At 69.8% G+C, this 18,422-nt stretch carries 17 protein-coding genes; 11 read left to right on the forward strand and 6 right to left on the reverse strand.

Features of this window, described 5'->3' with window-relative positions; genetic code table 11:
* Nucleotides 1–63 precede the first annotated feature (63 nt).
* Nucleotides 64–1,581 (forward strand): DUF790 family protein, encoded by a 1,518-nt coding sequence (locus EDM04_RS07845; RefSeq protein ID WP_123620831.1) that lies wholly within the window; start codon nt 64–66, stop codon nt 1,579–1,581.
* A gap of 20 nt (nt 1,582–1,601) precedes the next feature.
* Here the strand turns inward: EDM04_RS07845 and EDM04_RS07850 are convergent, their stop codons facing one another.
* Nucleotides 1,602–2,162 (reverse strand): hypothetical protein, encoded by a 561-nt coding sequence (locus tag EDM04_RS07850; protein ID WP_123620833.1) that lies wholly within the window; start codon nt 2,160–2,162, stop codon nt 1,602–1,604.
* Nucleotides 2,159–3,109 carry an RsmB/NOP family class I SAM-dependent RNA methyltransferase gene (locus EDM04_RS07855; protein WP_123620835.1) on the reverse strand — a complete coding sequence of 317 codons (951 nt, stop codon included), beginning with the start codon at nt 3,107–3,109 and terminating at the stop codon, nt 2,159–2,161. Before EDM04_RS07855 ends, EDM04_RS07850 begins: the two co-directional genes overlap by 4 nt.
* Nucleotides 3,110–3,224: 115 nt before the next feature.
* Between EDM04_RS07855 and EDM04_RS07860 the strand changes: the two genes are divergently transcribed.
* Complete coding sequence (locus EDM04_RS07860; RefSeq protein WP_123620837.1) at nt 3,225–3,965, forward strand: proteasome assembly chaperone family protein; 741 nt, start codon at nt 3,225–3,227, stop codon at nt 3,963–3,965.
* A gap of 33 nt (nt 3,966–3,998) precedes the next feature.
* Here EDM04_RS07860 and EDM04_RS07865 read toward each other — a convergent pair whose 3' ends face one another.
* Together EDM04_RS07865 and EDM04_RS07870 are read right to left on the reverse strand one after the other, a co-directional pair.
* Complete coding sequence (locus EDM04_RS07865; RefSeq protein ID WP_123620839.1) at nt 3,999–5,351, reverse strand: isochorismate synthase MenF; 1,353 nt, start codon at nt 5,349–5,351, stop codon at nt 3,999–4,001.
* An 80-nt stretch (nt 5,352–5,431) separates the two neighbouring features.
* Nucleotides 5,432–6,049, reverse strand: a complete 618-nt coding sequence (locus tag EDM04_RS07870) for a sulfite oxidase-like oxidoreductase (protein WP_123620841.1) — start codon at nt 6,047–6,049, stop codon at nt 5,432–5,434.
* A gap of 235 nt (nt 6,050–6,284) precedes the next feature.
* Between EDM04_RS07870 and EDM04_RS07875 the strand changes: the two genes are divergently transcribed.
* The 3 genes from EDM04_RS07875 to EDM04_RS07885 all read left to right on the forward strand — a co-directional run bounded on the left by EDM04_RS07875 (nt 6,285) and on the right by EDM04_RS07885 (nt 9,066).
* The gene (locus EDM04_RS07875; RefSeq protein ID WP_015910219.1) at nt 6,285–6,500 is read left to right on the forward strand and encodes a surface glycoprotein precursor; all 216 of its coding nucleotides are present in this window, start codon (nt 6,285–6,287) and stop codon (nt 6,498–6,500) included.
* Nucleotides 6,501–6,732: 232 nt separating this feature from the next.
* Nucleotides 6,733–7,011, forward strand: a complete 279-nt coding sequence (locus tag EDM04_RS07880) for a UPF0058 family protein (protein ID WP_123620843.1) — start codon at nt 6,733–6,735, stop codon at nt 7,009–7,011.
* A 96-nt stretch (nt 7,012–7,107) separates the two neighbouring features.
* A complete protein-coding gene (locus tag EDM04_RS07885; RefSeq protein ID WP_123620845.1) occupies nt 7,108–9,066 on the forward strand; it encodes a rhomboid family protein in 1,959 nt (652 codons plus the stop codon).
* Between the two features lie 644 nt (nt 9,067–9,710).
* Here the strand turns inward: EDM04_RS07885 and EDM04_RS07890 are convergent.
* Both EDM04_RS07890 and EDM04_RS07895 read right to left on the reverse strand, forming a co-directional pair.
* Complete coding sequence (locus tag EDM04_RS07890) at nt 9,711–10,334, reverse strand: METTL5 family protein (RefSeq protein WP_123620847.1); 624 nt, start codon at nt 10,332–10,334, stop codon at nt 9,711–9,713.
* Nucleotides 10,335–10,338: 4 nt separating this feature from the next.
* Nucleotides 10,339–10,740: a hypothetical protein gene (locus EDM04_RS07895; protein WP_123620849.1), complete on the reverse strand. Its 402-nt coding sequence runs from the start codon at nt 10,738–10,740 to the stop codon at nt 10,339–10,341.
* 254 nt (nt 10,741–10,994) lie between these two features.
* Here EDM04_RS07895 and EDM04_RS07900 point away from each other — a divergent pair, with 254 nt between their 5' ends.
* From EDM04_RS07900 to EDM04_RS07925, 6 genes are all read left to right on the forward strand, one after another.
* Nucleotides 10,995–11,948, forward strand: coding sequence for a transcription initiation factor IIB family protein (locus EDM04_RS07900; protein WP_123620851.1), 954 nt, complete (start codon nt 10,995–10,997; stop codon nt 11,946–11,948).
* Between the two features lie 115 nt (nt 11,949–12,063).
* Nucleotides 12,064–12,498, forward strand: coding sequence for a universal stress protein (locus tag EDM04_RS07905; RefSeq protein ID WP_123620853.1), 435 nt, complete (start codon nt 12,064–12,066; stop codon nt 12,496–12,498).
* A gap of 15 nt (nt 12,499–12,513) precedes the next feature.
* Nucleotides 12,514–14,550: an AMP-binding protein gene (locus EDM04_RS07910; RefSeq protein ID WP_123620903.1), complete on the forward strand. Its 2,037-nt coding sequence runs from the start codon at nt 12,514–12,516 to the stop codon at nt 14,548–14,550.
* 61 nt (nt 14,551–14,611) lie between these two features.
* A complete protein-coding gene (locus EDM04_RS07915; RefSeq protein WP_123620855.1) occupies nt 14,612–15,760 on the forward strand; it encodes an acyl-CoA dehydrogenase family protein in 1,149 nt (382 codons plus the stop codon).
* A 67-nt stretch (nt 15,761–15,827) separates the two neighbouring features.
* Entirely contained in the window at nt 15,828–17,696 is a 1,869-nt protein-coding gene (locus EDM04_RS07920; protein ID WP_123620857.1) for a DNA mismatch repair protein, read from the forward strand.
* Nucleotides 17,689–18,132 (forward strand): hypothetical protein, encoded by a 444-nt coding sequence (locus EDM04_RS07925; protein WP_123620860.1) that lies wholly within the window; start codon nt 17,689–17,691, stop codon nt 18,130–18,132. Before EDM04_RS07920 ends, EDM04_RS07925 begins: the two co-directional genes overlap by 8 nt.
* The last annotated feature ends 290 nt before the right edge of the window (nt 18,133–18,422 follow it).

The raw sequence follows: 18,422 nt of genomic DNA on the forward strand, positions 1-18,422 counted from the left end.
CGCGCCTCCCGGTCGTCGACCGGATCCGCTCGTTTTAGGTCGACCGGACCGAACCACGAGAGCGTGCTACGCAAGGACCTCCTGCGCGTCTCGCGGGCCGGCGGCGGCTACCGCCCCCGCTTCGCGACCCGCGAGCACCGCCCGCTCGCGGCGCGGGTGCTCGGGACCTTCGAGTCTCACGTCGGGGAGCGGCGCGGCGATCTCGACGACGCGCTGGCGGCGCTGGAGGCCGACGCCGCCGAGTCCGGCGGCGACTTCAAGCTCGTCCGCGGGCTCGCGGCCCTGGTCGAGCGCGAGTGCGAGTTCGAGACGCGGGCTCCCGTGCCGCCGCGTCGCGTTCGGCGGGCCGCGTTCGAGGCCGCGGAGGCGGTGGGCGTCGCGAGCGAGAGCGAGCGCGACGAGGCGGTCGACCGCGCCGCCGACGCGCTCGGGATCGGCTCCGGAGACGTGGAGGCGTCGCTGTACGCCGACCGCGACGTCAACGAGGTCCTCGTCGACGCCGACGTGCGGTGGGACCCCGACTCCCTCCTCGAACAGTACGACCTCTCCCTGGCCCAGACCGCGCTCTTCGACGCCACCGAAGTCCGGGTACGGTCGAACGACCCGAAGCGGCTCGTCTCCGCGGTCAAGCGGCTTCGGCTGATGTACGAGATAGAGCAGACCCCCGAGGGCCGCGAACTGGTCGTCACCGGGCCCGACGCCTTGTTCTCGCGCACCCGTCGCTACGGGACCGCGTTCGCGAGACTGCTCCGGACCGTCGCGGAGTCGGCGGACTGGGAGTTGTCGGCGACGATCGACGACCGCGGGCGCGAGCGCACCATGCGCCTCTCCGACGGCGACGTGACGGTGCCGGGCGTCGAGCCGGTCGCGGAGCCCGACTTCGACAGCGGGGTCGAGGCCGACTTCGCCGGGCGGTTCCGCGGGCTCGACCTCGACTGGACGCTCGTCCGCGAGCCGGAGCCGCTCGAAACCGGAACGCGGGTGATGATCCCCGACTTCGCGTTCGACTACGACCACGCCGATTTCCGACTGTTCTTCGAAGTCATGGGCTTTTGGACCCCAGAGTACGTCGAGAAGAAGCTCTCCCAGCTCGCGGACGTGGAGGACGTGGACCTGCTGGTCGCCGTCGACGAGAGCCTCGGCGTCGGCGAGGAGATCGCCGCGCGCGACCACCGCGTGGTGAGCTACTCGGGGACCGTCCGCGTGAAGGAAATCGTCGACGTGTTGCGCGAGTACGAGGCCGAGTTCGTCGCCGACGCGGCCGCGGAACTCCCGGAGTCGCTCTCGCCGGAGGCGGACGCGATCGGGCTCGACGAGCTCGCCGACGAGTACGGCGTGAGCGTCGAGGCGATCGAGGACAAGTCGTTCCCGGACCACGAGCGGATCGGTCGGACCCTCGTGCGCCCCGCGGTGTTGGAGGCGGCGGGCGAGGAACTGGAAGCGGGAATGGCACTCTCGGAAGCCGAGGCGGTCCTCGACGAGCGCGGGATCGACGACGCGAGCGCCGCGCTCTCGCGGCTCGGCTACCGCGTCGAGTGGGAGGGGCTCGGCGGCGGGACGGTGCGGGAGAAGAAGGAGTAGTCGGCGGTCGAACCGCGCGTCTACTCCACGACCGGCAGGTCCGCCCGGCTCCCCTTCGGAACCACCGATCGTAACTCGTCGTAGAGGTACAGCCCGACCCCGATCGGTGCCGACTCGCCGGCGACCTCGTGGGTCGCGATCAGGTACCCCCAGTCGCCGTCCCACTCGGGGAGGTCCTGGTCGTCGCCGGCCACGAAGGCCACCGCCTGCTCGGGGTCGAGTTCGATCACGTTCTGCGTCGCGAGCCCCCCGAACCGGGTCGCCGCCCGAGTCGTCGGCTTCCAGTGTTCCTGTCGCGTCCGGAGGAAGGTCATCCCGATCGCCTCCACCGCGCTGGGGTCGGTCGCCTCGCCGTTGAAGATCCAGACCTTCCCCGCACCCTTCTCCCAGAAGGTGTACTCCTCGAAGGCGCTCGGGTCGATCCCGAACCGCTCCTCCCACCAGTCGATCACTTCTCGTCGGCTCGCGCGTCCCTCGACCTCGCGGTCGGCGGGGGTCTCGGGGAGGCGGTCGAACCGCTGGCCGTCGTTGGTGGCGGTCGGGGCGTCCGCCTCGCCGGCGGACTCGGCGTCGTCGCTCATGCGCCCACCTCTCCGTCGGCGGCCGCGGTCTCGTTGCCCTCCCCGCCGACCCGCAGCTTCGCGCAGAAGAACCCGCCCGTGTCGTTGTGGTGCGGGTAGACGCGGTGCGCGCGCGTCACCGACTCGTCGTAGGTCTCGCCGTCCCACTCCGTCACGCCGGGGACCGTGTCGAGCGGGAGGTCGAAGTCGAGTATCTCGCAGTCCTCGTTCGCGAGGACGTGGTCGAGCACCGCCTCGTTCTCCTCGGGCGCGAACGTGCAGGTGGAGTAGACCACGGTGCCGCCGGGGCGGGTCGCCTGCACGGCGCGGGCCAAGATTCCCTTCTGGATCCCGGCGACCGCGTGGACGTGATCGAGCGTCCACTGGTCGACCACGTCCGGGTTCTTGCGGCAGGTGCCCTCACACGAGCAGGGCGCGTCGACGAGGGCGCGGTCGAACTCGTCGAACGCGAGCGGCTTCGTCGAGAAGTTGCGCGCGTCCTGGTTCGTGACGATCGCGTTCGTGATCCCGAGGCGCTCGGCGTTGTGCCGGAGCGCGGAGAGCCGACCGAGGTTGTTGTCGTTGGCGACGACCGTCCCCTCGTCGCTCATCGCGTCGGCGATCTGGGTGGTCTTGCTGCCCGGCGCCGCGCAGGCGTCCCAGACGCGCTCGCCGGGTTGCGGATCGAGCGCGAGCCCTGGCAACACGGAGACCTCCTCCTGTCCGTGGGTCCAGCCGTGGACGTACGGCCAGTTCCCGCCGGGATTGCCCTCGGGGAGCCGGAAGAGGCCGTCGTGCCAGTCGACGGGCTCGTAGGCCACGCCCTCGTCGTCGAAGGCCTCGCGGACCCGGGCCGGCGAGGCCGCCATCTCGTTCACGCGGACGACCGACGGCAGCGGCCGGTCGCAGGCCGCGCGGAACGCCGCCGCGTCGTCGACGAGCGGCTCGTACCGCTCTAACGGATTCATGGCGCCCCTTGCGCGCCGGACGGTTAGTCGGTTTCGGGACGGGGGCGAGCGACCGCCCCACGCGGTCGCCACCTCGCGCCGTACCTTTAGGTCGCTGCCCGGCGTACGCGAACGCATGGCACGCATCTCCGTACTCGACGACGAGGTGTCGTTAGACGAGCCGACGCTGGTGGAGGGGTTCCCCGGCGTCGGCCTCGTCGGCAAGATCGCGACCGATCATATGATCGAGGCCCACGAGATGGTCCACTACGCGAACGTCCACTGCGACGGGCTCCCGCGGGTGGCCGTCTACCGCGAGGACGATCGGGCGGTGACGACGCCCGTGCGGCTGTACGCCGACGAGGAGCGCGACCTCGTCGCGCTCCGCAGCGACGTACCGGTGAACCCCGGCGCCGCGACCGAGGTCGCCGGCTGCCTGGAGAGCTGGTTCGCGGAAACCGGGGTATTCCCGATCTTCCTCTCCGGGCTGGGGCGCGAGAAGGGGGAGGCGCCGCCGGCGGTTTACGGAATCGCGACCGGGAACGGCGGCGAGGCCCTCGATCGCGCCGACGTCGAGGACCCGCCCGAGGCCGGGCTCGTCTCCGGGCCGACGGGCGCGATGCTCGCGGAAGCCCTGGAGCGCGACCGCGACGCGGTCGGACTCGTCGTCGAGTCGGACCCGCAGTTCCCCGACCCCGAGGCCGCGCGGATCCTCATTCAAAAGGGGATCGACCCGATCGCGGGGACCGAAACGCCGACCGACGGGCTCGTCGACCAGGCGGGCGAGATCCGGGAGGCGAAGCAGGCGTTCGCGAAGCGGATGCAAGAGGCGACCGAGGAGAGTTCGCAGGCGGAGCCGCTGAAGATGTTCCAGTGAGGATCGGCCTCGATTTCGGCCGGAGGCGACCCGTCAGTCCCCGTCCTCGAGCTCGTCGAGGATCGGCCGGTACTTGAGCTGGACCTCGTCCCACTCGCGGTCGGGGTCGGAGTCGGCGACGAGCCCGACGCCGGCGAAAAGGGTCGCGCGGCGAGGGGTCGCCACCGCGGACCGGATCGCGACCGCGAACGCGCCGTTGCCGGCGGCGTCGATCCAGCCGACCGGCGCGGCGTACCAGCCGCGGTCGAACGGCTCCGTGTCGTGGATCGTCTCCAGCGCGCGGTCCGGCGGGAGCCCGCCGACCGCGGGGGTGGGGTGAAGCGCCTCGACGAGGTCGAGGACGTGACGGTCCGCGTTCAGCTCGGCCGTGATCGGGGTGTGGAGGTGCTGGACCGTGGCGAGCCGCCGGACGCGGCGCTCGCCCGCGGAGATAGAGGCCGCGAACGGCTCCAGCTGCTCGCGGACCGTGTCGGCGACGAGCTCGTGTTCGTGGACGTTCTTGGCGTCGTCCAGCAGCTCCTGCGCGAGCCACTCGTCCTCGGTCGGCGTCTCTCCGCGACCGGTCGTCCCCGCGAGCGCGTCGGTCTCGACGGTGCGGCCGCGCAGCGCGACCAGCCGCTCCGGAGTCGCGCCGAAGAAGGCGCTCCCACCGGCGTCGGGCTCGAAGTAGTACCGGTGACAGTCCGGGTACTTCTCCGCGAGCCGGTCGAGCGTCGCCGCGCGGGGGAATTCCGCGGCGAGGTCCGCCTCCAACGCCTGCGCGAGCACCACCTTCCGCAGGTCGCCGCCGCGGATCCGGTCGACCGCGGCCTCGACGCTCTCGCGCCACGCCTCGCGGCTCGTCGTCCGGCGGGTCGCCGCGATTCCGGGCCGCGGCGGGCGGTCTTCGGCCGAGATGCCCGACGGCCCCCCGAGTCCCACGAGCCGATCGCGTTCCTCGGCGAGACGCTCCTCGACCGCGTCGGGGGCGGCGTCGTCGCCCACCGCGTTCACCGTGAGCCACGCGCCGTTGTCCGCGAACGTGACCTGCACGCGCGGGAGCACGAATCGCGCCTCGGGGAACGGCCCCCAGGGGTCGCCGTCACAGCCTCCTTCGTGGAAGGCGAATCCGCCGAACAGGCGCGGACGGGCGGCCTCGGTCCCGGCGTGGACGTCGCCGGAGTCGAACAGGTCGTCCGCACCGGCCCGGATCTCGGCGAACCGGGCCGGGCCGCTCGCGGTCAGCGTCGCGGCTGCGCCGCTGGCGAGCACGAGCGCGTCGTCGGGGGCGTTCCACGTCGTCCGCGGCGCCGGGAGCGCGTCGAAGGCGGCCGCGAACGCGGGCCTGTCGATCCCGGTCGTCCGGCTGACGAGAGTCGCCGTCGGGGACGAACGCACCCGTTCCATTGCCGATCGATCGGGTCCGGGGAACCTTTATCCTGACTATCCGGAACGTTCGCGGCCGCGGGGGCGAGTGCGGGTGGGGTTCAGCTGTACCGCTCTTCGTTCCACGGGTTCGCGGTGTCGCTGTAGCCGCGCTTCTCCCAGTAGCCGAGCTCCTTCTCAGTGAGGAACTCGACGCCCGAGACCCACTTCGCTCCCTTGTACGCGTACTTGTGCGGCGTGACGACGCGGATCGGGCCGCCGTGGTCGGCGGGGAGGTCGTCGCCGTCGAACCCGTACGCGAACAGCACGCCCTCGCGGGCGCACTCCTCCAGCGAGAGGTTCGTCGTGTAGCCGTCCAGCGCGTGGAAGAGGACGTGGTCGGCGTCGTCTCGGACGCCCGCGCGCTCGACGATCTCCTCGAACTCGACCCCGGTGAACGCGCAGTCGAACTTGCTCCAGCCGGTCACGCAGTGGAAGTCCTGTCGCTGGGTCACCGCGGGGAGCTCGCGGAAGGCGGAAAGCGAGTACGAGAGCGGCTCCTCGACGGCCCCCCACACCTCGAACTCGAACGTCTCCGGGTCCCACGATGGCGTTCCGCTCTTCGAAAGCACCGGGAAGCGGTCGGTCTCGCGCTGTCCCGGGGGGAGCCGATCGTCGCCGTACTCGCGGTAGAGGTCCGTGAGGTCCTCGATCGAGTCGGTCTCGGCGGCTTCGGTCATGGTCCCCTCTACGTCTCGGCGTCACCTATGGATGTCGCTCTCGGGGCGACGAGTGACGGACGCGGTCCGGAGAGCGCCTCACAGAACTGTTAGAAGTTCTCCACGAATTTCGATATTTGAAAGTAGAGTTCTAAAAATCAAAATTAGGGTTCCAATAACGCCCGAAATCGGTTTCTAATAGCCGTAGCATCGACGCCACATTTATATACCCATTCCCATTACTCCCGGACAGGAAATGCCACAAGTAGAGATTACCGTGCCGGAGCATCTGGAGATGCAGATCGCTCAGATGGTCGAGCAGGGGGAGTTCCTCAACCGCGAAGAGGCGGTCGAAGAGCTCCTTTCGACGGGCATAAAGGCGTTCAAGACGAGCGGTCCGCGAGACGAGGAGGACTCCGGCGGGTTCGAAGACGAGGGCATGATGGGCCACGAGGACGAGTACGTCTTCTGAGGGAACGAACCGCTCCGTTCCGGTCGGTTCCGATCGTTCCTCTGATTCCGATCGCCCGTCCGAGATCGAACCCGCCACGGTGTTTTCGTCCGCGTCGTCCTCGCGCCGTCCCCGTATTGTCCCCGTCCCCCAATTCGTTCCGAGCGGTTCGGTCGTGCGGATCGAAACGCTGCAGAACCGTGCGTATACCCCTCAACAACGCTTAAAGGGTACACGGCCCGTAGCAAGGGGCATGCACAAAGACGAGCTCCTCGAACTCCACGAGCAGATGGTGACGATCATGGAGCACTTCCGCAACCACGAGACCGTGGACGCCTCGCTTTTCGACCCGTACGACGAGCTCGACGTCGATCCCTCCCACGTCCACAAATCGAAGAGCGAACACAAACACGCCGTGTTCGTGCTCGGCAACGCCCTCGCGAACGCGATGAGCGAAGACGAGTTCTCCCCCGCCGGTCGCGTCGGCAAGCGGATGGAGGAGCTCGCCGACGACGCCGAAAGCAAGATCTGAGCCGACGGTAGCCCGGAGCCGAATCGGTCGGGGTGGGCGCGACCGAAACCGAGGTGCCCCGCGAACCCTTAAGCGCCCGGCCGCCTCCCCACCAACATGGTCGCGGAGGCGCTCTCGTCCGACACCGCTCACCTCGTCGCCGGCGGCGCTCTCGTCGCCCTCGCGCTCGCTCTCGTGTATCGGGCCGACAGGCCGCGGGGCGCGTGGACCCGAGCGCTTCGCTCCCGGTTCCTCTTCGGCGTCCCATGGGGGACGCTCGTCGCGATCGCCGCGGTCGTCGCGGTGTACCTGTTCGTGCAGAGCGGGCTGGAGAACCCGAACCGGCCCGTCGTGATCCCCTTCCGGTCGTGGTCGTACTTCTACCCGGAGGGGATGCTCTGGTCCGGGCTCGCGCACTCCGGACGCGGGCACATCACCGGCAATCTCCTGTCGACGCTCGTCGCCGGCGCGCTGGCCGAGTACGCCTACGGGCACTTCCCCGGCGGCCGCGACGTCGACGACGGGACCGATGCGAACCGCGGAACCGTGCGGTCGGTGCTCCCGTCGGTCGGCTCGCGGTCGTCGATCGAGTCGTCGGCCGCCGCCCTCTCCCTCGCCTCGCTTCGAGAGTCGCTCTCCGATCCCGCCTCGCTTCGAGAGTCGCTCTCGATCGGGAGGTTCTCCGTCGGGTCGTTCTCCCGTAAATCGGTCTCCCGCGAATCGCTCTCTCGCGGAGCGCTCTCCGCGAACCCCTACGCCCGGGCGTTCGTCGTCGTTCCGGGGGCGATGCTGGCGTTCGGCGTCCTCTCGTCGCTGTTCGCGCTCGGCCCGGTGATCGGCTTCTCGGGCGTGGTGTTCGCGCTCTGGGGGTTCGCGCTCGTCTTCTACCCGATCGGGACGCTCGCCGGGCTCGCCGGGGCGACGCTGGTTAACGTCGCCTACCGGGCGATCCGGGATCCGGTGGTGGTCTCGGAGGCCAGCGGGTCGTACGGTCCGCCGAGCTGGGCGAACATCGCGATACAGGGGCACGCTATCGGGCTGATCGGGGGGATCCTCGCCGCGGTGTGGCTCGTCCGGCGGCGGCGGAGCTCGGAGAACGCGGGGAACGCGTCCTCCGCGTCTGACGCGCTTCCCGCGTGGATCGATCCGCAGTCCGGGACGAGCGCGCTCGTCGCGTTCGGCGCGATCCTGCTGTTCGGCGCGTCTCGCCGGCTCTGGGCCGTCTACTGGTACCTCGGGGACGAGCGGTTCGAGATGTACCGCGCGATCGGACTCGGGCTGCTCGCGGTCCTCGCGGCGATCGTCGCGCTCGCGGTCGCCGGGCGCGACGAGCCGATCCGACCGGACCTCGCGGTTCCCGAACCGGAGACGATACGGGAGGGGATCCGGTCCGTGACGCCCGCCGCGGTCGGCCTCCTGTTACTCGTCGCGGCGCTGGCGGTCGTGGCCGGCCCGGGGATCGGTCCGAACCTCGTCGCCGTCGACGACGACGAGCTCCCCGGCGACCCGGTCGAGGTCGAAGGGTATCAGGTGACGTACGCCGAGAACGTCGAGAATCGGGTGGTGAGCGTCGTCGAACTGGAGGCGTTCGGCCGGACGACGAGCGTCAACACCTCCGGGGTGATCGTGGCGAACGCCGACCGGGAGATCTGGACCACGGCGGTCTCGAAGGGGAACCTCGCGTTCTGGGGGTACCGCGCGGTCGACGTGGGCGGAACCGGCTGGCGCGAGACCGTCTGGGTCCAGCGCACCGGGTGGGTGGCGGCCAACGGCGGCCCGACCTACCGGGTCGACGCGGTGCGCGACGAGACGCGCACGACGCTGTACGCGAGCGAGTCGGTGCGGGCGGAGCCCCGGATCGACGGTCGGAACGTTACCGTGGCCGCCGTCGACGGCGGGTTCGAGCTGCGGGTAGACGGGGGCGAAGAGACCGAGACCGCACCGCTCCCGGCGGCGAACGAGTCGGTGACACTGCGTGGGGTCGCGTTCATCCGGGAGGGCGACGCGGTGTTCGCGGAGCGCGGGGAGACGCGGGTGCGGATCGCTGAGCGGGAGACGTACGAGGGGCGGCAGTGAGGTGACCCGGTGCTGTTTGGATCTACTTCTTCAGACGGACTCTTTCCGAAACGATTGGTCGCTGAAGGTGCTTCTTGAGCGATAGCGGGAGTGAGTATTGCAGATCGGTGGGGATAGTTCGGTATTTAAACGATCGTAAGTGATGGGCGACGATCGCTTATAAATGGCGTGCGGCGGCGCGCCCCGGTGAGCGGCCGCCATCGGCGGCCGCGAACCGACGGTGCGAGGGAGTCGGCCGGCGCTTATAAGCGCCGGCCGACGAGGCTGGGGAGGCGTGAGGCTGCGGTGCTGTGCGGGGCGGGTGGGACTCAAAGGGGCAGCCGCTGCGGGCGCCGCAGGCGATGTAAGCACCGCAACGAGGGAGCGGCAGCGACCGAGTGAGGCGCGCAGCGAGCGTGCGGCGCCCGCAGCGGCTGGGGCTTTGGAAGTGTTCACCGCAGCGCCGTCGACGACTTATAAACAGCCGACAGCGACACCACTCGATCACGTATAAACAACCACTCCACCATATCGATATACCAACTCCCGTAATCGATCGTCACAGTGTCTGTACTGACCGAAATCGGGTCGAAGTGGATCACCAGCTCAGTATTTAAAAGCAATCAGCCGAGCGAGAACCGCGCCCGCGACGCGAGGCCGAGCCGTCACTCCCACTCGATCCGGTACACTTCGGTGTCGATCTCGCGGGCGGCGTCGGCGTGGTGGTCGAACTGCGCCTCGATCGCGAAGTCGGCGGCGAACGCGTGGGTGACGTCGCCGCCGTTGTCGGCCGCGAACGCCTCGACGAACTCGCGGCTGCCGGCGTTGTGGACCGAGTAGGAGACGGCGGCCGCGCGGCTCGCGGTCGCGAGGAACCCGCGGTCGGCGTTCCGGTTCCCGTCCTGCGCGCCGAACGGCGGATTCATCACGACGGTCACGGGGTCCGGCACGTCGAGCGGGAGCCGCGTCGCGTCGGCCTGGATCCAGTGGACGGGGGCGCTGGCGGCGACCCGGCGCTCGTTTTCGGTCGCGGTCGAGAGCGCGCCGCGGTCGAGTTCGATCCCGAACACGCGCGCGGGACCGCGGAGGGCCGCCGCGAGCGCGAGCATCCCCGTTCCGGTGCCCAGATCGAGGACGGTCCGGCCGTCGACGTCGCCGTGGAGGTCGGCGAGGTGGACGACGTGCGCCGCCAGATCGGGGGGCGTCGGGTACTGTTCGAGCGCGGCGGTGGGCGCCTCGAAGCCGGCGACGACGCCGAGCTTGGTCGCGAGCGATCGCTTCGACGCCATCCGCTCAGGGGGCGAGCGAGCCGTCGTCGACGCGGACGAGTTCGACGCCCTCCCGGCGGGCTCGTTCTGCGAGCGCCGACAGCGCCGGCTCGGCCGCCCCTCGGTCCGCGACCTCGTCCAGCCGGACCTCGATCCGACCGGCACCGAGGAACGACGCGGCGCGGACGTACTCGCGGAGCCGGTCGGCCTCGCGCTGGGTCGAGAGCGCGTCGTCACAGTCGAAGCAGGCCGCGACGGAGAGCGTCGCGGGCTGGTAGCCGCGGGCGGAGAATTCGGCCTTGAGATCGCGGAGGTGTTCGGGGGCGGTACTTTCGAGGTCGGCGGCGTCGATGACGATGGGGTCGATCTCCGCCGGTCGACAGCCGCGGAGCGTGGCTTCGATCCCGTCGGACTGCGTCGTGCTCATACTCTGCTATATGCATTAGTAATACAAAAGCTTTGTTGAATGCTTAATAGTAATACCTAGACGGTCACGTTTCGTGTTCAATTCGAGTTCGTGTCGGTCAAATCCCGCGGTATACTGGGAAGAATGACAGATACAGGACACGCCGTATACGGGTTGGAGAGCCGTTTTGAACGGAGTCCTGTAGATCGGCGCGACGAGAGCAACGGTCGAGTTCAGACAAAGGTTTAAATGCGGGAGTAACCAGAAACCTTATAATGGAACGTCCGAGCCGCCAGCGCCAACAGGAGCGGGAAACGGAGCACGAGTCGGACGAGGAAACGCTCTCCTGCCCGGAGTGCGATTCCACTGAGATCGTCACCGACGCCGATCAAGAGCTCGTCTGTGAGGACTGTGGCCTGGTGCTGGACGAACGGAACATCGACCGCGGCCCGGAGTGGCGCGCGTTCAACCACTCGGAGCGGCAGTCGAAGTCGCGCGTCGGCGCCCCCATCACCGAGACGATGCACGACAAGGGGCTGACGACGACGATCGACTGGAAGGACAAGGACGCCTACGGGCGATCGCTCTCCTCCGAGAAGCGGTCGCAGATGCACCGCCTGCGCAAGTGGCAGGAGCGGATTCGGACCAAGGACGCCGGCGAGCGCAACCTCCAGTTCGCGCTCTCGGAGATCGACCGCATGGCGAGCGCCCTCGGCGTCCCCCGATCGGTACGCGAGGTCGCCTCGGTCATCTACCGACGCGCGCTCAACGAGGACCTCATCCGCGGGCGCTCGATCGAGGGCGTCTCCACCGCCGCCCTCTACGCCGCCTGTCGTCAGGAGGGGATCCCGCGCTCGCTCGACGAGGTCGCCGACGTGTCGCGCGTCCCGCAAAAGGAGATCGGACGCACGTATCGCTACATCTCCCAAGAGCTCGGCTTAGAACTGAAGCCGGTCGACCCGAAGCAGTTCGTCCCCCGGTTCGCGTCCTCGCTGGAGCTCAGCGAGGAGGTGCAGTCGAAGGCGACGGAGATAATCGACGTCTCCGCGGAGCAGGGGCTCCTCTCGGGGAAGTCGCCGACCGGATTCGCCGCCGCCGCGATCTACGCCGCCTCCCTGCTGTGTAACGAGAAGAAGACCCAGCGCGAGGTCGCCGACGTCGCGCAGGTCACCGAAGTCACCATCCGCAACCGGTATCAAGAGCAGATCGAAGCGATGGGCTTCCGTTGACATCCTCTCCGCGCTGAAGTGCGAGGCTTTCTCCTCGATTCCCCGTAAGGTCGGCTGCGACGAAAGTCCGCGGTGATCGGGTTTTTAATCGATACCGGGCGTATCCCGTGACGAGATGTACTCTCAGATCCTCGTGCCGACCGACGGCAGTCCGGCCTCGGACGCCGCGATCGAGCACGCGATCGACCTCGCCCGACAGTACGACGCTCGCCTGCACGCCCTCTACGTCGTCGACGGAGCGGCGTACTCGACGCTCGAAGCCGGCGCCGACATCGTCGTCGAGGCGCTCGAATCCGAGGGGAAAGAGGCCACGCGCCGCGTCGCCGACGCCGCCGCGGACGCGGGCGTCGACTGCGAGACGACGGTCGTCACGGGCACCGCCTACCAGTCGATCCGCGACTACGTCGCCGAGAACGCCATCGACGTGATCGTGATGGGAACCCACGGTCGGAAGGGGCTCGATCGGTACCTGCTCGGCAGCGTCACGGAGCGGGTCGTCCGCACGTCGGACGTACCGGTGCTGACGGTGCGCCAGCCCGCCGATGAGTAGCCGACGGTGACGACGATGCGCGACTGGCTGTCACACCGCGTCGTCTCCTCGCCGGACCATACCGCCCTGATCCGGGCCGAAGACGGCGAGGCGTGGACCTACACCGACCTCGACCGGCTCGTCTCCGAGACCGCCGGGCGGCTCGTCGCCCACGGGATCGAGGCGGACGACAGGCTGGGCGTGCTCACGCCGCCGTACGTCGGGACGGTGGGGCTCGTCCACGCGGCGATGCGGATCGGGGCGACCTTCGTCCCGCTGGGACAGGAACTCACCGAACGCGAGCTCTCCGAGCGCGTCGAGCGGACCGATCTCGACGCGGTGGTCTGTGCGGAGCCGACGGAAGAGGCCGCGCTCGGTGCCGTCGACGGCTGTGATACGGATAGCGAGGTACCGGTGTTCTCCGTCGACGATCCAGTCGCCGAGGACGTCGCGGCGGTACACGCCGTCGATCCGGAGCCGGTCGATCCGGCGGAGTGGACGGAGTCGGACTACCTCTGTGTCCTGTTCACCTCCGGAACGACCGGCGACCCCAAGCCCGTCCCGCTCACCGCGGGCAACGTGTACAGCTCGGCGGTCGCCTCCGCGTTCCGACTCGGCGTCGACCGCGGGGACCGGTGGCTCGTGTCGCTGTCGCTTCACCACATGGGCGGGCTCGCCCCGGTGTACCGCTCCGCGCTGTACGGGACGACGCTCGTGCTCCGCGAAGGGTTCGACCCGGGCGGCACCGCGGACGACATCGACACCTACGACGTGACCGGGATCTCGTTGGTCCCGACGATGCTCAAGCGGATGCTCGACCGGCGCGGGACCCTCTCGGACACGCTCCGAGTGGTGCTTCTCGGCGGGGCGCCCGCCCCGGACGAGCTGATCGAGCGCTGTCGCGACTACTCGATCCCGGTGTACCCGACCTACGGGATGACCGAGTCCGCCTCCCAGATCGCGACCGCGACGCCCCGACAGACGAGGGACCGGCTCGGCACCGTCGGCCGCCCCCTGTTCGGGACCGACGTGACGATCGTCGACGAGGAGGGGACGCCGGTCGAGCGCGGGGAGTCCGGCGAGATCGCCGTCGACGGGCCGACGGTGACCCCCGGGTACATCGACGCGGGAGACGGGAACGACCGAGCGGGCGAAAGCGACGGAAACGAGCCGAATACCGGTACTCTCGACCGATCCGCGTTCGGTCCACACGGCCTCCACACCGGCGACGTGGGTCGCGTCGACGGCGGGGGGTTCCTCTACGTGCTCAACCGCCTCGACGACCGGATCGTCACCGGCGGCGAGAACGTCGAGCCCGGCGAGGTGGTCGACGTGCTCAGGGAGTTCCCGCCGGTCGAGGACGCCGCCGTGGTGGGGCTCGACGACGACGTGTGGGGCGAGCGCGTCTCGGCGCTGCTCGCGGTCGACGACCTGCTGCGAGACGCCGGCGACGGGGAGACGGGCGGCGAGTCCGCGGGCGCGGCCGAACCGATCGCGAGCGACGCGCCGCCGCTCGTGGACGAGGAGCGGCTCGTCTCGTTCGCGCGGGAGCGGCTCTCGGGGTTCAAGATTCCGAAGACCGTCGCGTACGTCGACGATCTCCCCCGAACCGTGTCGGGGACCGTCGACCGGGAGGCGGTGCGCCGTATCCTCCGCGAGCGCGGGCACGACCCGCGGGGCGACGCCGATCTGGAGACGGCCGGGTTCGAGCCGGCCGAGCCGACCGAACCGGCCGGAGCGGACGCGGAGACCGAAGCGGCCGAAGCGGCGGAACTGATCGAGCAGGCCGAACCGGTCGATCCGGCAGAAGCGGCGGATCCGGACGAGTCGCCGACAGCGGGAGACGCGGCGAACGACCACGCCGAAGGCGGAGACTCGGATCCCGCCGATAGCGACCGTACCGACGACGGCAATGATGAGCATGACGCCGGCGGAGAGGAGGGTAGCGAACGTGACGAAGCGGCGACTACGGGAGAGGGGGGAGACGAAACGCCGGCCAACGACGACGGCGACGAAGAGACGACTAACGACGAGGACGCCGACGAAGCGTCGAACGACCGCGACGGCGCATAAACTGTCCCGGTGTTCTCCGTTGTTCCACGAACGTTTTGACCACGGGGTCCACACGTGACCCATGGATCTACTCGACGACAGCATCGTCCCGGAGCGCGCGAGGGACGTGAAGGCGGAGGCCCGCGAGTTCGCCGACGAGCACATCGCCCCCAACGCCGAGTCGTACTACGAGTCGGGCGAGTACCCGTGGGAGATACTGGAGGCCGGGATGGACGCCGGGCTCGTCGCGCAGGACATCGGCGAGGAGTACGGCGGGAAGGGGTTCGACCTCGCGCAGGTGCTCGCGATCGCGGAGGAGTTCTACCGCGCCGACGCCGGCATCGCGCTCACGCTCCAGCTCGCGAGCTTCGGCTGCGAGATGGTCGAGCAGTACGGCACCGACGAACAGAAGGAGGAGTACCTCCGCCCCGTCGCGGAGAACGACCAGATCTCGGGGCTGGCCGTCTCGGAGCCCGAGACCGGATCGGACCTCGCGGGGATGACGACGAGCGCCGAGAAGGTGGAGGGCGGCTACGAGCTCACCGGTGAGAAGTACTGGGTCGGCAACGCGGTCGAGGCCGACTGGCTCACCGTCTACGCCAAGACCGGCGACGGCGAGGACCGCTACTCGAACTACACCCTGTTCATCGTCGAGACCGACTCGGACGGGTACGAGGCGGAGCACATCCCGGAGAAGATGGGGATGCGCGCCTCCAAGCAGGGCCACATCGTCTTCGAGGACTGCTTCGTCCCCGAGGAGAACGTCGTCGGCAGCGAGGGCGGCGGCTTCTACGTGCTCGCCGACTTCTTCAACCACGGTCGCGTGATCGTCGGCGGCCACGGGCTCGGGCTCGCGGCCGCGGCCATCGAGGAGGCCGAGGAGTTCGTTCACGGGCGCAACGCCTTCGGCCGCACCGTCAACGAGTTCCAGGCCGTCCAGCACACCCTCTCGGACATGCGGATCGGCTTCGAGTCGGCGCGCGCGCTCAACTGGCGCGCCTGCGAGAAGGTCGCGGACAACGACGACGCGGGGTACTGGGCCGCCCTCGCGAAGACCAAATCGACCGAGGTCGCGACCGACTGCGCCGAGAAGGGGATGAAGCTCCACGGCGGACGCTCGATCCTCACCGACCGCCGGATCGCCCGCGTCTACCGCGACGTGCGCATCCCGGTGATCTACGAGGGCGCCAACGACATCCAGCGGAACCTGATCTACCGGCAGTCGCGGTGAGGTGACAGCCTCCTCGGGATGAGGTCCCCGACGAAAACGCCAAGACGCCGGGGGGACACCACGACGTATGCGACTGGAGGACTACTGGGGGATCGGCCCGAAGACGAGCGAGCGTCTCACGGAGTCGCTCGGCACCGAGCGGGCGATCGAAGCGATCGAGTCGGCCGACGTACGGGCGCTGGTCGACGCCGGGCTTCACCGCGGGCGAGCCACCCGGATCCTCCGCCGGGCGAACGGCGAGGCCGGCATGGACGTCCTCGCGACCGGCGACACGCGCTCCGTGTACGACGACCTCCTCACGCTGGCGGCGAGCCACGCGCTGACCGCCCACGCCGCCGACCGGATCCGAGTCCTGACACCGCTCACCGACCGGGACGCGGTCGAGTCCCGGCTCGACGAGGTGGTCGCCGCCCGCGACGCGTGGGCGGCGCTCGACGACGGCGAGCGAGAGCGGGTGACCGAGGCGTTCGACCAGTACGACGCCGCCGAGGGCTCGGATCTGGCGGCCGTCGAGACCGCCGTCGCGCTGCGCGAGGCCGGTCTCACGGAGACTCCCTTCGAGGAGATTGGGACGCTCGACGGGGAGCGCCTGCGCGACGCCGCCGACGCGCTCGCCGACGTGCGGGGCGCGATCGACCCGACGGGACCCGGCGGCGACGGCGAGATCGAGGTCGCGCGCGGCGCGGACGACGAGCTCGACCGTCGGCGCGACCAGCTCGACGCGGCACGCGAGCTCTCGAACTCGGCGTTCGACGTGCTCGACGCGGTCCGGGACGGCTCCCTGCGGGACTTCGAGGCGCTGGAGGCGGCGACGATCGACCACGTCGCGAGCGAGACCGTCGTCGACCCGGCGACGGTGCGGTCGGTCGCGCCGGACGAGGCGCTCGACGCCGCCGACTTCGTCTCCGCCACCCTCCGCGATCTGGTCGCGGAACTGGAGGGGGCGGTCGCGGAGCGCGAGGAGACCGTCGCCGCCGACATCCGCGAGCGGATCGGCGGGATGCGGGGCGGAGATGAGGGAGGCGAGGGGGGCGGGCACGAAGGAGGCGAGGGGGGCGGGCACGAAGGAGGCGCAACCACCGTCGCCGGCGCGGTCTCGGCCGTCTCCGACGCCGCGTTCCTCCTGTCGCTCGCGCGGTTCGCGGTCGCGTACGATCTGACGCGACCCACCCTCGTCGACGACGGCGTGGCGGTGCGGAACGCCCGCAACCTCTTCATCGACGGCGACGTGCAGCCGGTGTCGTACGCGATCGGCACGCACTCGCTGGCGGGCGATCCCGGCGTTTCGAACGCCGAAGCCCCGCCGACCGGCGACCGCGTGAGCGTCCTGACGGGGGCGAACTCCGGCGGGAAGACCACCCTGTTGGAGACGCTGTGTGCGGTCGCCCTTTTGGCCTCGATGGGGCTCCCGGTCCCGGCCGAGGAGGCGGAGGTCGGCGCGTTCGACCGGATCGTCTTCCACCGCCGGCACGCCTCCTTCAACGCCGGCGTGTTAGAGTCGACGCTGAAGTCGGTCGTGCCGCCGCTTGTCGCCGACGGCCGGACCCTCATGCTCGTCGACGAGTTCGAGGCGATCACGGAGCCGGGGCGGGCCGCGGACCTCTTGAACGGGCTCGTGACGCTCACCGTGGACCGGGGCGCGCTCGGCGTCTACGTCACCCACCTCGCGGACGATCTGAGCCCGCTCCCGGAGCCCGCCCGGATCGACGGCATCTTCGCCGAGGGGCTCACGAACGACCTGGACCTCCGCGTCGACTACCAGCCGCGGTTCGGCACGGTCGGGAAGTCGACGCCGGAGTTCATCGTCTCGCGGCTGGTGGCGAACGCGACGGACCGCGGCGTCCGCGCCGGGTTCGAACACCTCGCCGGCGCGGTCGGCGAGGAGGCGGTCCAGCGCACCCTCTCGGACGCGGAGTGGTCGAGGGGCGATGACTGAGGGGGACCCGTCCGGGACCGGCGGCCCCGACCGAATCCGGTCGATCGCGGTCCACCGCGACGACGTGGCGACCGCGCTGGAGGCGACCCTGCGGAGCGACCGCGAGGTCGTGCTCCGCGTGACGCCGCCCTTCTCGGGACGGATGCGCGCTCGGATCCACGCGGTCGACGGAGGCGACGAGGAGGGGTCCGGCGGCGATGGCCCTGCCCCGATCCACGTCGACCCGCGCGACCTCGTCTCGGACGTTCCCCCCTATCCGGAGGTGGACGAGACGATGGCGGAGAACCCGGACGCGGACGTGGAAACCCGCCGGAAGCGACACACCGACGCCGTCGAGTCGTGGCGCGAGGCGGTCCGCGAATCGGTGGTCGACGGCGTCGAACTCGACGTCGGTGACGAGCGGGCCGTCGAAGTCGACGTGACCGCCCTTGGATGAACGATTGACGCCGGGAGTGGGTATTGCAGATCGGTGGTGGGTGAGGAGTATTTAAATTATCGTAAGCGACAGCGACGATCGTTTATAAGTGCGGTGGCGCGTGCCTCCGAGGCCGCTTCGCGGCCGAGGAGCACGCGCGAGGGATGCGGTGAGCGCTCGCAGAGCGCGAACCGCGAGGTTGGGGAGGCGTGAGGCGCGGTGGTGTGTGGTTGGGTGGGACTCAAAGGGGCAGTCGCTCTCGGCGAACCCCAGCGACGCAAGGACCGCAGGGAGCGGAGCGACCGAGGACC

It is taken from the genome of Halorubrum sp. CSM-61, from assembly GCF_003781945.1.
Lineage (GTDB): Archaea > Halobacteriota > Halobacteria > Halobacteriales > Haloferacaceae > Halorubrum.

Coding starts and splice junctions, on each gene's coding strand:
- EDM04_RS07875 (WP_015910219.1), top strand. CDS start 6,285: ATGCCACAAGTAGAGATTACCGTGCCGGAGCATCTGGAGATGCAGATC.
- EDM04_RS07895 (WP_123620849.1), bottom strand. CDS start 10,740: ATGAGCACGACGCAGTCCGACGGGATCGAAGCCACGCTCCGCGGCTGT.
- EDM04_RS07905 (WP_123620853.1), top strand. CDS start 12,064: ATGTACTCTCAGATCCTCGTGCCGACCGACGGCAGTCCGGCCTCGGAC.
- EDM04_RS07860 (WP_123620837.1), top strand. CDS start 3,225: ATGGCACGCATCTCCGTACTCGACGACGAGGTGTCGTTAGACGAGCCG.
- EDM04_RS07915 (WP_123620855.1), top strand. CDS start 14,612: ATGGATCTACTCGACGACAGCATCGTCCCGGAGCGCGCGAGGGACGTG.
- EDM04_RS07925 (WP_123620860.1), top strand. CDS start 17,689: ATGACTGAGGGGGACCCGTCCGGGACCGGCGGCCCCGACCGAATCCGG.
- EDM04_RS07910 (WP_123620903.1), top strand. CDS start 12,514: ATGCGCGACTGGCTGTCACACCGCGTCGTCTCCTCGCCGGACCATACC.
- EDM04_RS07900 (WP_123620851.1), top strand. CDS start 10,995: ATGGAACGTCCGAGCCGCCAGCGCCAACAGGAGCGGGAAACGGAGCAC.
- EDM04_RS07890 (WP_123620847.1), bottom strand. CDS start 10,334: ATGGCGTCGAAGCGATCGCTCGCGACCAAGCTCGGCGTCGTCGCCGGC.
- EDM04_RS07880 (WP_123620843.1), top strand. CDS start 6,733: ATGCACAAAGACGAGCTCCTCGAACTCCACGAGCAGATGGTGACGATC.
- EDM04_RS07865 (WP_123620839.1), bottom strand. CDS start 5,351: ATGGAACGGGTGCGTTCGTCCCCGACGGCGACTCTCGTCAGCCGGACG.
- EDM04_RS07920 (WP_123620857.1), top strand. CDS start 15,828: ATGCGACTGGAGGACTACTGGGGGATCGGCCCGAAGACGAGCGAGCGT.
- EDM04_RS07850 (WP_123620833.1), bottom strand. CDS start 2,162: ATGAGCGACGACGCCGAGTCCGCCGGCGAGGCGGACGCCCCGACCGCC.
- EDM04_RS07870 (WP_123620841.1), bottom strand. CDS start 6,049: ATGACCGAAGCCGCCGAGACCGACTCGATCGAGGACCTCACGGACCTC.
- EDM04_RS07855 (WP_123620835.1), bottom strand. CDS start 3,109: ATGAATCCGTTAGAGCGGTACGAGCCGCTCGTCGACGACGCGGCGGCG.
- EDM04_RS07885 (WP_123620845.1), top strand. CDS start 7,108: ATGGTCGCGGAGGCGCTCTCGTCCGACACCGCTCACCTCGTCGCCGGC.